Annotated in this window: 11 protein-coding genes; 5 read left to right on the top strand and 6 right to left on the bottom strand. The window is 70.7% G+C overall.

From position 1 onward, the window contains the following. Positions 1-65: 65 nt before the first annotated feature. The 5 genes from J8M51_RS21285 to dxr all read right to left on the bottom strand — a co-directional run bounded on the left by J8M51_RS21285 (position 66) and on the right by dxr (position 5,684). Positions 66-596, bottom strand: a complete 531-nt coding sequence (locus J8M51_RS21285; RefSeq protein WP_086755708.1) for a GNAT family N-acetyltransferase — start codon at positions 594-596, stop codon at positions 66-68. A gap of 136 nt (positions 597-732) precedes the next feature. Then, a complete protein-coding gene (locus tag J8M51_RS21280; RefSeq protein WP_179203088.1) occupies positions 733-1,587 on the bottom strand; it encodes a GNAT family N-acetyltransferase in 855 nt (284 codons plus the stop codon). A gap of 183 nt (positions 1,588-1,770) precedes the next feature. Then, complete coding sequence (ispG, locus tag J8M51_RS21275) at positions 1,771-2,928, bottom strand: flavodoxin-dependent (E)-4-hydroxy-3-methylbut-2-enyl-diphosphate synthase (protein WP_086755710.1); 1,158 nt, start codon at positions 2,926-2,928, stop codon at positions 1,771-1,773. Positions 2,929-3,081: 153 nt separating this feature from the next. Next, entirely contained in the window at positions 3,082-4,386 is a 1,305-nt protein-coding gene (locus tag J8M51_RS21270; RefSeq protein ID WP_086755711.1) for a M50 family metallopeptidase, read from the bottom strand. Beyond that, positions 4,383-5,684, bottom strand: a complete 1,302-nt coding sequence (dxr, locus tag J8M51_RS21265; protein WP_086755712.1) for a 1-deoxy-D-xylulose-5-phosphate reductoisomerase — start codon at positions 5,682-5,684, stop codon at positions 4,383-4,385. Before dxr ends, J8M51_RS21270 begins: the two co-directional genes overlap by 4 nt. A 192-nt stretch (positions 5,685-5,876) precedes the next feature. Here dxr and J8M51_RS21260 point away from each other — a divergent pair, with 192 nt between their 5' ends. After that, entirely contained in the window at positions 5,877-6,332 is a 456-nt protein-coding gene (locus J8M51_RS21260; protein WP_086755713.1) for a lamin tail domain-containing protein, read from the top strand. A gap of 126 nt (positions 6,333-6,458) precedes the next feature. On the opposite strand, the gene J8M51_RS21255 is transcribed toward J8M51_RS21260, so the two are convergent. Then, positions 6,459-8,399 carry an acyl-CoA dehydrogenase family protein gene (locus J8M51_RS21255; RefSeq protein WP_086755714.1) on the bottom strand — a complete coding sequence of 647 codons (1,941 nt, stop codon included), beginning with the start codon at positions 8,397-8,399 and terminating at the stop codon, positions 6,459-6,461. Between the two features lie 396 nt (positions 8,400-8,795). On the opposite strand from J8M51_RS21255, the gene J8M51_RS21250 reads away from it, so the two are divergent. From J8M51_RS21250 to J8M51_RS21235, 4 genes are all read left to right on the top strand, one after another. Next, positions 8,796-9,809 carry a LacI family DNA-binding transcriptional regulator gene (locus J8M51_RS21250; RefSeq protein WP_216590040.1) on the top strand — a complete coding sequence of 338 codons (1,014 nt, stop codon included), beginning with the start codon at positions 8,796-8,798 and terminating at the stop codon, positions 9,807-9,809. Positions 9,810-9,959: 150 nt separating this feature from the next. Then, complete coding sequence (locus J8M51_RS21245) at positions 9,960-12,011, top strand: glycoside hydrolase family 31 protein (protein WP_267299383.1); 2,052 nt, start codon at positions 9,960-9,962, stop codon at positions 12,009-12,011. Between the two features lie 364 nt (positions 12,012-12,375). Beyond that, positions 12,376-13,428 carry an AI-2E family transporter gene (locus J8M51_RS21240; protein ID WP_086755519.1) on the top strand — a complete coding sequence of 351 codons (1,053 nt, stop codon included), beginning with the start codon at positions 12,376-12,378 and terminating at the stop codon, positions 13,426-13,428. A gap of 67 nt (positions 13,429-13,495) precedes the next feature. Then, positions 13,496-14,707, top strand: a complete 1,212-nt coding sequence (locus J8M51_RS21235) for a sulfotransferase family protein (protein WP_267299382.1) — start codon at positions 13,496-13,498, stop codon at positions 14,705-14,707. Positions 14,708-14,741: the final 34 nt, after the last annotated feature.

Here is a 14,741-nt window from a genome sequence, read left to right as displayed (position 1 = left end):
GAGGTTAGCCGGGGGGCGGGGGCCCGTGGAAATCCGGTGGTGGCGGTGGAGAGGCGACGGGTCGGCTATCTGCGGCGCAGGGGCAGGGGGGCGCCCATGACCGCGTACGGCTTGGGGGCGCTGGGGAAGACGACGCGGCGGGCCAGGTCGGTGTAGCCGAGGGAGTGGTAGAGGCCGCGGGCCGGGCTGTCGATGTCGATCGCGGAGAGGATCGAGCGGGGTTCGGTCGCGCTGTCGGTGATGGTGGTGATGAGGGCGCGGCCGACGCCGTGGTTCTGGTGGCCCGGGTGGACGTGCAGTTCGGTGATGACGAAGGAGTCGTCCAGCCAGTGGTCGTGGCCGAGGGCGCGGAGGTAGGGCTCGACGACGGTGGACCACCAGTGGGCGCGGTTGTTGGGCATGCCGTAGACGAAACCGACGAGACGGCCTCCGGCCGTGGCCCCCAGTGCGCGGGCCCCCGGGTACGTCATGTGGCGGAGGACGATCTGGCGGCGGACCGCCACCTCGTCGGGGCCCAGGCCGAAGGCTACGGCTTGGACTGCCAAGGCCTCGTCCACGTGGGCGGAGAGGTCCAAGGGGCCGATGACGAGGTCCATGTTGCGGATGCTACAGGGGGGTTCGGGATGTCGGCGGGGTGCGGGCCGGATGTGGCTGGTCGCGCAGTTCCCCGCGCCCCTTTCGAGGCGCGCACCTTGCCCGGCGTGCAGAAGTGGAGCCCTCTGCGGCCGAAGCTCAGAACAGGACGCTCATGAACGCGCCCACCTCTTGGAAGCCCACCCTCTGGTACGTGCGCCTCGCCGCCGTGTTGTAGTCGTTGACGTAGAGGCTGACCAGGGGGGCGACGTCGGCCAGTGCGTAGCGCAGGACCGCTGCCATGCCGGGGGCGGCGTGGCCCTGGCCGCGGTAGGCGGGGTCGACCCAGACGCCCTGGATCTGGCAGGCGCGGGAGGTCGCGGCGCCGATCTCGGCCTTGAAGACGACGCGGCCGTCGGCGTCGAGGCGGGCGAAGGAGCGGCCGGAGCCGACGAGTTCGGCGACCCGGGCCTGGTAGAGGAGGCCGCCGTCGCCGGCCAGCGGGGAGACGCCGACCTCCTCGGTGAACATCGCGACGCACGCCGGCATGATCGTGTCCATCTCGTCCTTGCGGATCCGGCGGACGTACGGGTCGGGGGTGACCTCGGCGGGGTCGGGGAGCCGGTCGGTGACCATGAGGGGCTGGTGGGAGCGGACCTCGCGGGCCGGGCCCCAGCTGGGTTCGAGGAGGCGCCAGAGCTGGGCGGTGGGTTCGGCGGGGCCGACGACCGAGGAGCAGCGGCGGCCGGCCCGGCGGGCGCGGTCGGCGAAGGCGCGTACGGCGCGGGGGGTGGCGCAGATGGGGACGAGGTTGGCGCCGGCGTAGCAGAGGGAGGTGAGGGCGCCGTCCTCGTACCAGCCCCACATCTCGCCGCCCAGCCGCCACGGGTCCAGCCCGGCGACCTGGACGCGGGAGGTCACGAAGGCGTTCGCGACGGGGTCTCGGTCCAGGACGGCGAGTGCGGCGTCCAGGTCACTCGGTTCGAGGACCCTGGTGGTGGTCTGGGTCAACACGTGCGGGGGCCTCACCCTGGGGTCTGCGCTGGTCTCCGCACGATACCCTGCCGGGCTGTGCGAGGGCGCCTCAGAACTCGGGGGCTCCTGTGCGTTGGCGGGTGCGGGTGCGTCGTGGCTTGTCGCGCAGTTCCCCGCGCCCCCGGAGGACGGCCTGCGGCCTGCCCTCCAAGAGCAACGGCCTCAGCCCGCTACCGCCACCGTCGGTTCGCCGGAGGCCACGCCGTCCGCCTCCATCTGCTCGGCGATCTTCATCGCCTCCTCGATGAGGGTCTCGACGATCTTGGACTCGGGGACGGTCTTGATGACCTCGCCCTTGACGAAGATCTGGCCCTTGCCGTTGCCGGAGGCGACGCCGAGGTCGGCCTCGCGGGCCTCGCCGGGGCCGTTGACGACGCAGCCCATGACGGCGACGCGGAGGGGGACCTCCATACCGGTGAGGCCGGCGGTGACCTCCTCGGCGAGCTTGTAGACGTCGACCTGGGCGCGGCCGCAGGAGGGGCAGGAGACGATCTCGAGGCGGCGCGGCTTGAGGTTCAGCGACTCCAGGATCTGGTTGCCGACCTTGATCTCCTCGACCGGCGGGGCCGACAGGGAGACGCGGATGGTGTCGCCGATGCCCTCGGCGAGCAGCGCGCCGAAGGCGACGGCCGACTTGATGGTGCCCTGGAAGGCGGGGCCGGCCTCGGTGACACCGAGGTGCAGGGGGTAGTCGCACTGGGCGGCGAGCTGGCGGTAGGCGTTGACCATGACGACCGGGTCGTTGTGCTTGACCGAGATCTTGATGTCCCGGAAGCCGTGCTCCTCGAAGAGGGAGGCCTCCCAGAGGGCGGACTCCACGAGCGCCTCGGGGGTGGCCTTGCCGTACTTCTGGAGGAGGCGGCGGTCGAGGGAGCCGGCGTTGACGCCGATGCGGATCGGGGTGCCGTGGTCGTTCGCCGCCTGCGCGATCTCGCGGACCTTGTCGTCGAACTGCTTGATGTTGCCCGGGTTGACGCGGACGGCGGCGCAGCCGGCCTCGATCGCGGCGAAGACGTACTTCGGCTGGAAGTGGATGTCCGCGATCACCGGGATCTGCGACTTGCGGGCGATGGTGGCGAGGGCGTCCGCGTCGTCCTGCGTCGGGCAGGCGACCCGGACGATCTGGCAGCCGGAGGCCGTCAGCTCGGCGATCTGCTGGAGCGTGGCGCCGATGTCCGACGTGCGGGTCGTGGTCATGGACTGGACCGAGACCGGGGCGTCCCCACCGACCGCGACGGACCCGACCTGGATCTGCCGGCTCTTGCGGCGCTCGGCGAGCTTGGTCGGAACGGACGGCATGCCGAGAGAAATCGCAGTCATCTGCTGTGCAACCCCAAGTTGTGGATCAGGATCGGGTCCCGGTACGGGCGGGCTCCAGGCTTCGAGATTACGGCACCGGCAGGGGCCCGAGCACATCACCGTCCGGCCGGGCCCACCGCGTGAGTGTGCCCGGCCGCCGTGAACTCCGTGTGTCTAGGAGATGCGCACCGGGTTCACCAGGTCCGCGATCAGCACCAGGAGCGTGAAGCAGACGAAGATGCCGGCCACCACGTAGGCGATGGGCATCAGCTTCGCCACGTCGAACGGGCCGGGGTCGGGCCTGCGCAGCAGCTTCGCCGCGTTGCGGCGCAGGGACTCCCAGAGGGCGCCCGCGATGTGGCCGCCGTCGAGCGGGAGGAGCGGGAGCATGTTGAACAGGAACAGGGAGAGGTTGAAGCCGGCCAGCAGGATGAGGAAGCTGGCGAGCTGCTGGCTGGCGGGGATGTCCATGGTGAAGATCTCGCCGCCGACGCGGGCCGCGCCGACCACACCCATGGGTGAGTCGGCCTCGCGCTCGCCGTCGCCGAAGGTGGCGTCCCACAGGGCGGGGACCTTGGCGGGCAGGGAGAGCAGGGACTGGACGCCGTTCTCCATCATGTCGCCCATGCGGTCCACGGACTCGCCGAAGGAGAGCGGGACGATGCCGGAGGCGGGGGTGAAGCCGAACCAGCCGGCGGAGACGTACTTGTCCTGGACGTAGCCGCCGTTGCCGTCGGTCTTGCTGACCTGGTTCTCCACGAGGGTGGCGGTGAGGTCGAGCTTCTTGCCGTCGCGGTCGACGGTGACGGTGACCTGCTCGCCGGGGTTGGAGCGGATGTCGGACTGCAGGGCGGACCAGTCGTCGACGGGCTCGCCGTCGAACGCGACGATCTTGTCGCCGGGCAGCAGGCCCGCAGCCTTGGCGGGGGCCTCCTCGTCACCGGCCCGGCACTTGGAGCGGTTCTCGCTGGCCTCGATGACGCAGTCCGAGACCTTGCTGACCGTGGTCGTCTGGGTCTGGGCGCCGAAGGTCATCATCACGCCGATGAAGATCACGACGGCCAGGACCAGGTTCATGAAGGGTCCGGCGAACATCACGATGACGCGCTTCCACGGCTTGCGCGTGTAGAACAGGCGCTTCTCGTCGCCGGGCTGCAGCTCCTCGAAGGAGGCCGCGCGGGCGTCCTCGATCATCACGCGCCACGGGGAGGTCGAGCGGGACTCGATCCGGCCGTCCTCGCCGGGCGGGATCATGCCGATCATGCGGATGTAGCCGCCGAGCGGGATCGCCTTGACGCCGTACTCGGTCTCGCCCTTCTTCTTCGACCAGATCGTCGGGCCGAAGCCCACCATGAACTGGGGCACGCGGACGCCGAAGAGCTTGGCGGTGGAGAAGTGGCCCAGCTCGTGCCACGCGATCGAGAAGGCCAGGCCGATCACGAAGACCACTATGCCGAGGATGAACATCAGGGTCGTCATGCACGGGCCTCCGCGGTCGTCCGCTCGGTGGGTTTGCCGGTCGAGGTGGTCAAGGTGGTGGGGGTGGTCGACGTGGTCAGCTCACGGGCCCTGGCTCGCGCCCAGGTCTCCGCTTCGAGTACGTCCGCCACGGTCAGGGAAGTTCCCGTTCCGGGGGTGCCGTGCTCCTCGACGACCCGGGTGACGGTCTCCATGATCGCGTTGAACGGGAGACCGCCGTGCAGGAACGCGTCGACGCACTCCTCGTTGGCCGCATTGAACACCGCCGGGGCGGTGCCCGCGAGCTGTCCCACGTGCCGGGCGAGCCCGACCGAGGGGAACGCGTCCTCGTCGAGGGGGAAGAACTCCCAGGTGGACGCCTTGGTCCAGTCGAAGGCGGGCGCCGCGTCCGGGACGCGCTGCGGCCAGCCGAGACCGATGGCGATGGGCCCGCGCATGTCGGGGGGCGTCGCCTGGGCCATCGTCGATCCGTCCGTGAACTCAACCATCGAGTGGACATACGACTGGGGGTGCACGACGACCTCAATGCGGTCGAAGGGAATGTCGTAGAGGAGGTGCGCCTCGATGACCTCCAGGCCCTTGTTCACCAGGGTCGCGGAGTTCACGGTGATGACCGGGCCCATGGCCCAGGTGGGGTGCGCGAGGGCGTCGGCGGGCTTCACATCGGCCAGTTCCGCCTTCGTACGGCCGCGGAACGGGCCCCCGGAGGCGGTAACGACGAGCTTGCGGACGTCGGCCCGGGTGCCGGAGGCGAGGGCCTGGAAGAGGGCGGCGTGCTCGGAGTCGACCGGGATGATCTGGCCGGGCTCGGCCACGGCCTTCACCAGCGGGCCGCCGACGATGAGCGACTCCTTGTTGGCGAGCGCGAGGGTACGGCCCGCCTCCAGGGCGGCAAGGGTCGGGGCGAGGCCGATGGAGCCGGTGATGCCGTTCAGCACGGTGTGACCGTCGGAGGCGGCTAGGTCGGTGGCGGCATCCGGTCCGGCGAGGATCTCGGGGAGGGCCTCCCCCGCACCGTACGCACGGGTCAGTGCCTCACGCAGGGCCGGTACGACGTCCTCGCGGGCGACGGCGACGGTCCGTACGCGCAGCCGGTGTGCCTGCTCGGCCAGCAGCTCCACCTTCCCTCCGGCGGCGGAGAGCCCGGTGACGCGGAAGCGGTCCGGGTTGCGCAGGACGAGGTCGATGGCCTGGGTGCCGATCGAGCCGGTCGATCCGAGGATCACGGTGTCCCGTACGCCGTCGACGGGGTCGAAGACGAGATGCGGATCGGCGAGAGGGGCTGGACTGTCGCTCATCCCCCCATTGTGGCCGCATCCGGTGTCCGGCAGGACCGCGCGTCCCCCTGATGACCCGCTTCGTGCCGTCTGTGAGTGACGGGGCTGTTTCTCCGTTTGTGAAGCACACGTGAAGAAGGGGTGATATGACTTCTGACCTGTTGATCCGATTGTCAGATCAACGGGCCGTGAACGAGGACCCTGGGGGGATCCATGCACAAGCGCATACGCGCTGCCCTGCCCGCGCTCGCCGGAGCCGTCGCCCTGACCGGCACGCTGCTCAGCAGCCCGGCCGAGGCGGCGGGCGGGGTGATCATCTACCGCGTGTACTTCGACAGCCCCGGCAAGGACACGCGGACCAACGCGCAGTACAACGCGGAGTGGGTGCAGATCAAGAACACGAGCTCGTCGGCGATCTCGCTGAAGGGCTGGGTGCTGAAGGACCTGGACAACCACAAGTACACGTTCCCGAACGTCAAGATCGGGGCGAAGAAGTACATCAAGATCCGCACGGGGTCGGGTACCGACACGTCCGCGACGAAGTACCAGAACCGCAAGGCGTACGTCTGGAACAACACCAGCGACACGGCGAAGCTGACGAAGGCCAACGGGTCGAAGGTGGATTCCTGTTCCTGGACCACTCGGGACGCGAGCGACAAGTATTGCTAGCCGGGCGCCTATCGGGGTGCCACGGTCTGCCGTCGGGCGAGTGCGGCGCCGTGGGGGCTGGTCGCGCAGTTCCCCGCGCCCCTGAAGGCGGCCCTGCGGGCCTGCCTTCAGGGGCCTTGCCCGGGGTCACCGGATACGGCGGTGGACGTTCTCCTTCGTGCTCTCGCCCGGTGTGGCGTCCGCGATCCACGGGCCCTCGCCCGAGGGGTCGATGACGCCCTGCTCCAGCCATTCGTAGGCGCCGCCGAGGACGCCCTTGACGACCTTGCGGTCGACGTCGTCGGTGTTGGTCCACAGACGGCCGAAGAGTTCCTCGACGCGGATGCGGGACTGGCGGCAGAAGGTGTCGGCCAGTTGGTAGGCCTCGCGGCCGTGGTCGGTGGTGGTGCGGAGCAGTTCCGCGCGGACCACGGCCGCGCTCATGGCGAAGAGTTCGGCGCCGATGTCGACGACCCGGCCCAGGAAGCCCTGCTTGGTCTCCATCCGGCCCTGCCAGCGGGACATGGCGTAGAACGTGGAGCGGGCCAGCTTGCGGGCGTTGCGCTCGACATAGCGCAGGTGGGTGGCGAGGTCGGGGTGGCCCGCCGGGTGGAAGTCGCCGTAGGTGCGCGGGAGTTGGCCCGGTCCGGCGACCAGCTTGGGCAGCCACTTGGCGTAGAAGACACCCGCGTTCGCGCCTGCCTTGGCCTTGTCGGAGAGGGACTTCTCCGGGTCGATGAGGTCACCGGCCACGGTGAGATGGGCGTCGACCGCCTCACGGGCGATCAGCAGATGCATGATCTCCGTGGAGCCCTCGAAGATCCGGTTGATGCGCAGGTCGCGCAGCATCTGCTCGGCGGGGACGGCCCGTTCGCCGCGGGCCCGCAGGGAGTCGGCGGTCTCGAAGCCCCGGCCGCCGCGGATCTGGACCAGTTCGTCGGCGATCTTCCAGCCCATCTCGGAGGCGAACAGCTTCGCGAGGGCGCCCTCGATACGGATGTCGTTGCGGTCCTCGTCGGCCATCTGGGAGGAGAGGTCCAGGACGGCTTCGAGGGCGAAGGTGGTCGCCGCGATGAAGGAGATCTTCTGGCCGACCGCCTCGTGGTGGGCGACCGGCTTGCCCCACTGCTCACGGGCCGCGGACCATTCGCGGGCGATCTTCAGGCACCACTTGCCGGCGGCCACGCAGGAGGCGGGCAGCGAGAGGCGGCCGGTGTTGAGGGTGGTGAGGGCGATCTTGAGACCCGCGCCCTCGGGGCCGACGCGGTTCGCGGCGGGGACCCGGACCTGGTGGAAACGGGTGACGCCGTTCTCGATGCCGCGCAGGCCCATGAAGGCGTTGCGGTTCTCGACGGTGACGCCGGGCGAGTCGGCCTCCACGACGAAGGCCGTGATGCCGCCCTTGTGCCCCTCGGACTTCGGGACGCGCGCCATGACGACCAGGAGGTCGGCGACCACGCCGTTGGTCGTCCAGAGCTTCACGCCGTCGAGGACGTAGTCGTCGCCGTCGGGGACCGCCGAGGTGGCCAGCCGGGCGGGGTCGGAGCCGACGTCGGGCTCGGTGAGGAGGAAGGCGCTGATGTCGGTGCGGGCGCAGCGCGGCAGGAACTTCTCCTTCTGCTCGGGGGTGCCGAACAGTTTCAGCGGCTGCGGTACGCCGATCGACTGATGTGCGGAGAGCAGGACGCCGATGGCGGGGCTGGCCGAGCCGACCAGGGCCAGCGCCTTGTTGTAGTACACCTGGGTGAGACCGAGGCCGCCGTACTTGGGGTCGATCTTCATGCCGAGGGCGCCGAGTTCCTTGAGGCCGTCGATGACCTCGTCGGGGATACGGGCCTCGCGTTCGATGAGGGCGCCGTCGACCTTCGTCTCGCAGAAGGCGCGGAGCTTGTTCAGGAACTGCTCGCCGCGCCGGACCGCCTCGTCCGTGGGCGTGGGGTGGGGGTGGATGAGGTCGAGACGGAACCGGCCCAGGAACAGTTCCTTGGCGAAACTGGGCTTGCGCCAGGCCTGTTCCCGGGCGGCCTCCGCCACTTGGCGGGCCTCACGTTCTGTGACGACGGGCTTCTTGAGGGGTGGGGCGGACATGAGGCTCACCTCGCCGCGAATCGGGATCTTGTACCGGTGGGTACCTGATTGGTTACCGATGGGTGCTACTCGATCGTTGGTACCCGATTCGGGATGACCCCGCCACCCCTCGCGTGCCACCGCGCCACCGTCCCGGCCGATGTCCGCCGATGTCGACCGAGCGCGCCGTGGTGCGATGCGGGTGCCGGTCGCCGTCGGGGCGCACGGAGGCTGCCGTCCGGCTCTAAGCTGAAGCTTCCCCCCACCCCCGCGCTCCCGGGTGTCCGGCGAATAATCGAAGCGCTTCGACAACCTATGGACACCCATCCGGCACCGAGCTACTGTCGAGCCACCCTCACTCGCCTTTGTTCAGAGACAGCGCGCTGTCGAAGCGCTTAAACACGCTTGGAGAGCTGGATGGTCACCCTCGCCGAGGTCGCCTCGCACGCCGGAGTCTCGGCGAGCACGGTGAGCTATGTCCTCAGCGGCAAGCGGTCCATCTCCGCGGGCACCCGGCAGCGGGTCGAGCGGAGCATCCAGGAGCTCGGCTACCACCCGAACGCGGGGGCCCGCGCCCTGGCGAGCAGCAGGTCGAACATCGTCGCCCTGATGGTCCCGCTGCGCACCGACATGTACGTCCCGGTGATGATGGAGATCGCCATCGCGGTCGCCACCACCGCCCGGACGTACGGCTACGACGTGCTGCTGCTCACCGGCGAGGAGGGCCCCGACGCGGTGCGCCGGGTCACCGGCAGCGGGCTCGCCGACGCGATGATCCTGATGGACGTGGAGCTGGACGACGAGCGGCTGCCGCTGCTGCGCGGCACCGACCAGCCCTCGGTGCTGATCGGACTGCCGGCCGACACCAGCGGTCTGACCTGCGTCGATCTCGACTTCGCTGCGACGGGCGCGCTGTGTGTGGAACATCTGGCGATGCTCGGCCACCGTGACATCGCCGTCGTCGGCGAGGCACCCGCGGTGTACGAACGGCACACCGGTTTCGCCGAGCGCACCCTCGACGGACTGAGGTCCCGGGCACGGGAGTTGGGTCTGCGGGTGCTGCACCGGCCCTGCGAGGGCGGCTATGACGCGATGGCCGCGACGCTGGCCCGGATCTTCGACGAACGGCCGGGCACCACGGGCATCGTGGTGCAGAACGAGTCCGCGGTGGAGCCGCTGCTCGCGCTGCTGCGGCAGCAGGGGCGCGCGGTGCCGGAGGACGTCTCGGTGATCGCGGTCTGCCCGGACCAGGTCGCCGTGCAGGCCTCGGTACGGCTGACGTCCGTGGCCATCCCCGCCCAGGAGATGGGCCGCCGGGCCGTGGAGCAGCTGATCGCCAAGCTGGAGGGCCGGGACACCGACGAAGTGGTGCTTCTCGCCCCCGAGTTGACGGTCCGCGCCAGCACGGGGCCGCTGTCCGTCACCGGCTGAGCCGACGTCGTACGACCACTCCCCCTCCTCCCCTCTTCTCTCCCCCCTCCTCCCTTCCCCTCCCCTCCCCTCCCCTCCCCTCCCTCACCGTCGTTCCCTCCTGTCTTCTGTCTTCCTTCACCTTCACCCCTCCCTCCCAGGAGACCTCTCGTGAATCAGCATGCCGAGAACCGGACCCCGACGGGTGCGGTCAGCCTCGCCCAGTCCTCCCCCACCGTCGGTACGTTCCGTGAGCGGGACGGTGCCCTGGAGTGGAGCGGACGTCAGGAGACCCTGCGGATCGAACCCTGGGGCCCGGACGCGGTCCGGGTCCGTGCCCGTCTCGGCGGCCCGGTGCTCGACGGGCTGCCGGGCGCCCTGCTCGACGAGGCCGAGTCCACCGAGAGCAGCGTCAAGATCGAGGACGGGCTGGGGCGGCTGACCGTCGGCGCGCTCACCGTCGAGGTCGACGCCGAGGGCCTGATCCGCTACAGCCGGACGGCCGACGGGAGCGAGCTGCTGGCGGAGGCCCGCGCCCACTTCTGGTGGCCGGGTCCGCGCCTCTACACCGCCGTCGGCAACGGCCACCACCGCCTGGAGCAGCGGTTCGCCGCGTACGACGACGAGAAGCTGTACGGCCTCGGGCAGCACCAGCACGGGCGGCTGGACCAGAAGGGGCTGGTGCTCGACCTGGTGCAGCGCAACGCCGAGGTCGGTATCCCGGTCCTCACCTCCAGCCGTGGCTACACCCTGCTGTGGAACAACCCGGCGATCGGCCGCGTCGAGCTGGCCGGCAACGGCACCCGGTGGGTCGCGGACTCGGCCCGGCAGATCGACTACTGGATCACCGCGGGCGATCCGGCCGCCGCGCAGCGCCGCTACAGCGCGGCGACCGGCCGTACGCCGATGCTGCCGGAGTGGGCCGCCGGGTTCTGGCAGTGCAAGCTGCGCTACCGCACCCAGGACGAACTCCTCGCGGTGGCACGGGAGTACAAGCGGCGGGGCCTGCCCATCGATGTCATCGTGTGCGACTTCTTCCACTGGACGCATCTGGGTGAGTGGAAGTTCGACCTCGACGAGTGGCCCGACCCCGCCGCCATGGTCCGGGAGCTGGCGGAGCTGGGCATCAAACTGGTGGTGTCCATATGGCCGTCGGTGTCGCCGCTGAGCGAGAACCACCCGGTGATGGAGCAGCGCGGTTACTTCGTCGGCACGCAGTACGGCCCGATGGCGCACGCCGACTGGCCGGACAAGGGGGTCGCGTCGACGGTGCAGGTCGCCTTCTACGACGCCACGAACCCGGAGGCCCGGGAGTTCGTGTGGTCGCGGATGAAGGAGAACTATCTGGAGCCGTACGGCATCGACGCCTTCTGGCTGGACGCCTGCGAGCCCGAGATCAAGCCGGGCTTCCAGGAGAATCTGCGCTACTGGGCGGGGCCCGGTCTGGAGGTCGGGAACATCTATCCGGCCGAGAGCGCGCGGACCTTCTACGAGGGGCTGCGGGCGGCCGGCCGGGAGGAGATCGTCTCCCTCAACCGTTCGGCGTGGGCCGGCAGTCAGCGCTGGGGGGCCGCGCTGTGGTCCGGTGACATCGGGACCGACTTCCCGACCCTGCGGCGGCAGATCGCGGCGGGGCTCAACACGGCCCTGTCCGGCATCCCCTGGTGGAACACCGACATCGGCGGCTTCCACGGGGGCGACCCCGACGACCCGGCGTACCGCGAGGTGATGGTGCGCTGGTTCCAGTTCGGGGCGTTCTCGCCGCTGATGCGGCTGCACGGGTTCCGGGACCCCGGGATGCCGCTGGGGCCGGACATGACGGGTGGGCCCAACGAGGTGTGGTCGTACGGGGAGGAGGCCGGGGCGGTCCTGGAGGCGTATCTGCGGCTGCGGGAGCGGTTGAAGCCGTATGTGCTGCGGGTGATGCGGGAGGCGCACGAGGAGGGGCTGCCGGTGATGCGGCCGCTGTTCCTGGAGTTCCCGGAGGACGCGGCCGCGTGGGGGGTCGACGACGCGTATCTGTTCGGGCGGGATGTGCTGGTGGCGCCGGTGCTGGAGGCGGGGGTCACCCGGTGGACGACCTATCTGCCGGCGGGGGCGCGGTGGACGGACGCGTGGACCGGGGAGACGTACGAGGGGGGTGCGTCCGTGACCGTGGACGCGCCGCTGGAGCGGATCCCGGTGTTCCTGCGGGACGGGGCGGTCCTGCCGATCGCCGAGTAGGGGGCCGGTGCGGGCGGGGGTTCCCGCCCGCACCGGCCGGAGCGCCGGGCGCGGACCGGCCCGATGGCCGTGCGCCGGCCGGGTCTACGCTATGGCGCCACGGCCATCCCATGATCCTCAGGGGTGTGCGCGATCTCTGAGCGAGTGGAGTTGACGGAGGATGAACAGCCGTACGGGAGACTCTCGCGGAATCCGCGGGGGACGGCGGGGCGGAACGGGCGGGCCGGCGCGGAGGCGGGTGCACCGGGCGCGGACGACGATACGGACCACCGGTGGTGGGTATGTGGAGGCGCCGAGGGCGGTGGCGCCGTCGGAGCCGGTCGCTCCCCGGGGTTTCCTGCCGGGGCCGGCGCGGCACGTCGCCGTGTGGAGCGCGCTGACGCTGCTGGTGACCGGGGTCGTCTATGTGGGCGTGTGGATCTGTGTGACGTTCCAGACGGCGGTCACCCCGGTGCTGATCGCGCTGCTCGGTACGGCGCTGCTGGGCCCGCTGTTCCGGCGGCTGGTGGCGATGCGGATCAACAGGTCCCTCGCCGCCGGGCTGACCTGTGCGGCCGTGATCGTGGTGATGGGCGGGGCCGCGTACATCGTGGTGGCCGCGCTGATCGACACCGGCGATCAGATCATCTCCTCGCTGCGGGAGGCGGCGAAGTCGCTCAGTGAGGAGTTCGGTCTCGCGGGGACCTCGCTGGACGACCTCGCGAAGAACGCGAAGGAGCTGATGTCGAAGTTCGGCGGCACGGCGGCCTCCGGGGTGCTGACCGGGGTCAGCGCGGTCAGTGAGTTCGTCGCGATGGCGATCCTGGCGATGCTGCTGATGTTCTTCTTCCTGCGGGACTCCGACAAGGCGGTCGCGTCCCTGCACTCGCTCGCGCCGCGCGGCAGCGGGGAGACCCTGGAGGTGATGGCCCGGCGCGCGTTCCGGGCCATCGAGGGCTATATGCGGGGGACGACGATGATCGCCTTCATCGACGGCGCCTGTATCGCCATCGGTCTGCTGATACTGCAGGTACCGGGGGCGATCGGCCTCGGCGCGCTGGTGTTCGTCGGCGCGTACATCCCGTATCTGGGCGCGTTCCTGTCGGGCGCGGTGGCGATCCTCGTCGCGTTCGCGGACCGCGGTCTGGTGACGGCGCTGTGGGCGGTCGGTGTCGTCTTCGCGGTGCAGATCCTCGAAGGGAACGTGCTCCAGCCGATGATCCACAGCCGGACCGTGCAGATGCACCCGGCGGCGATCCTGCTGGCGCTCACGGCGGGCGCCTCCATCGCCGGCATCCTCGGCATGCTCCTCGCGGTGCCGCTCGTCGCGGCGGCCAGTGGGGTGCTGTCGGAGCTGCGGGCGCGGTACGGCGACGGGGCGGGGGCGGCGGCGACCGCACCCCCGGGGACGGCGGAGGTCGCCCGCGCGGCAGGATGATCACCGGTGGCGCGTCCCGAGCGGACGTCCACCGCCGGTACCGGACCCGCGCCGAAGGGAACCCTCGATGTCCTCCGCTCCCGTCCCCCTCAGGCTGGCCAATCTGTTACTCCGGCCGACGCTCGGCTCCCGGCGCGACCCCGACCGGGTGTTCGACCAGATCGCCGTGAAGGCAGCGCGGGAGGGCGGGGCCGGGGAGGGGGAAGGCAGCGGGGACGAGGAGTTCGCCGAGAGCTTCCGGTTCCTGCTGCGGGAGTGGGCGAAGGACGAGCAACTCAGCCCGGTCGGCTGGCAGTCCGCGCAGGCACACGTCCGGCGGCATCTCACCAACCGGGCCCGGATACGCGGGCTGATCGCCGAGAACCCGGCCGTCGTGGAAGAGCCCGTCGAGAAGCCCGTGTTCGTGGTCGGTCTGCCGCGCACCGCGAGCACCCTCACCCACGGGGTGCTCTCCCTCTCCGACGACCACCGGTGCCCGCGGCTCTGGGAGCTGCTGGCGCCCGGTCTCGAACCCTCGCCCGAGGAACGGCGGAAGCGGATCACCGCCGCGCGCCGTGTGCTGGACGCCAGCCATCTGCTCAGCCCGCGTTTCCGTGACATCCACCCGATGACCGCCGAGGGCCCGGAGGAGTGCACCTTCCTCCTGCCGCACGCCCTGGTGCCGCTGTCGCAGGCCCATCTCCCCGCCTACCACGCCTGGCACTTCGAGCACGACTTCGAGCCCGACTACCGGCACCTCAAGCAGGCGTTGCAGGTGCTCCAGTACGGCCGTCCGCGCCGCCGCTGGATCCTCAAGTCCCCCTTCCACACCGGGAACCTGGACGCGCTGACCAAGGTGTTCCCCGACGCCACGCTCGTGTGGACGCACCGTGACCCGGCCGCCGCCGTCGCGTCCTTCTGCAGCCTGGTCGAGGTCGGCATGGTCACCTCCCGGCGCGAGGTGGACCCGCACCGGCTCGGCGCGACCTGGCTCGACCTGCTGAGCCGGTCCGTCCGGCGGGGCCTCGCCGCCCGTACGGCCGTCGGCCGCGAGGCGCTGGTCGACGTGCCGTACTCCTCGCTCGGCTCCGACCCGGCCGCGGGCGCCCCCAAGCTGTACGAGGCGGTCGGCGCCCGCTGGACCGAGGCCGAGGCCGCCCGGCTCCCGGAGGCCGCCACCCGCTCCAAGGGCGGCCGGCCCCACCGCTACGACCTGGGCCGGTACGGCCTCACCCCCGCCGCCATCGAGTCCGCGTTCGCCGACTACAACGCGCTGCGGGCCGAGGTCGACCGGGCCTGAGGTCTCGGGCGCACACGGGCCCGGCCGCCGGCAC

Source organism: Streptomyces griseiscabiei (genome assembly GCF_020010925.1).
In the GTDB taxonomy this organism is placed as follows: Bacteria; Actinomycetota; Actinomycetes; order Streptomycetales; family Streptomycetaceae; genus Streptomyces; species Streptomyces griseiscabiei.
This window is presented reverse-complemented; position numbering and strand designations above follow the sequence as displayed.

Bases quoted from the DNA above. Each gene is read 5' to 3' on its own strand.
- J8M51_RS21270 (WP_086755711.1), bottom strand. From the start codon at position 4,386: ATGACGACCCTGATGTTCATCCTCGGCATAGTGGTCTTCGTGATCGGC.
- J8M51_RS21260 (WP_086755713.1), top strand. From the start codon at position 5,877: ATGCACAAGCGCATACGCGCTGCCCTGCCCGCGCTCGCCGGAGCCGTC.
- J8M51_RS21255 (WP_086755714.1), bottom strand. From the start codon at position 8,399: ATGTCCGCCCCACCCCTCAAGAAGCCCGTCGTCACAGAACGTGAGGCC.
- J8M51_RS21250 (WP_216590040.1), top strand. From the start codon at position 8,796: ATGGTCACCCTCGCCGAGGTCGCCTCGCACGCCGGAGTCTCGGCGAGC.
- J8M51_RS21235 (WP_267299382.1), top strand. From the start codon at position 13,496: ATGTCCTCCGCTCCCGTCCCCCTCAGGCTGGCCAATCTGTTACTCCGG.
- dxr (WP_086755712.1), bottom strand. From the start codon at position 5,684: ATGAGCGACAGTCCAGCCCCTCTCGCCGATCCGCATCTCGTCTTCGAC.
- J8M51_RS21285 (WP_086755708.1), bottom strand. From the start codon at position 596: ATGGACCTCGTCATCGGCCCCTTGGACCTCTCCGCCCACGTGGACGAG.
- ispG (WP_086755710.1), bottom strand. From the start codon at position 2,928: ATGACTGCGATTTCTCTCGGCATGCCGTCCGTTCCGACCAAGCTCGCC.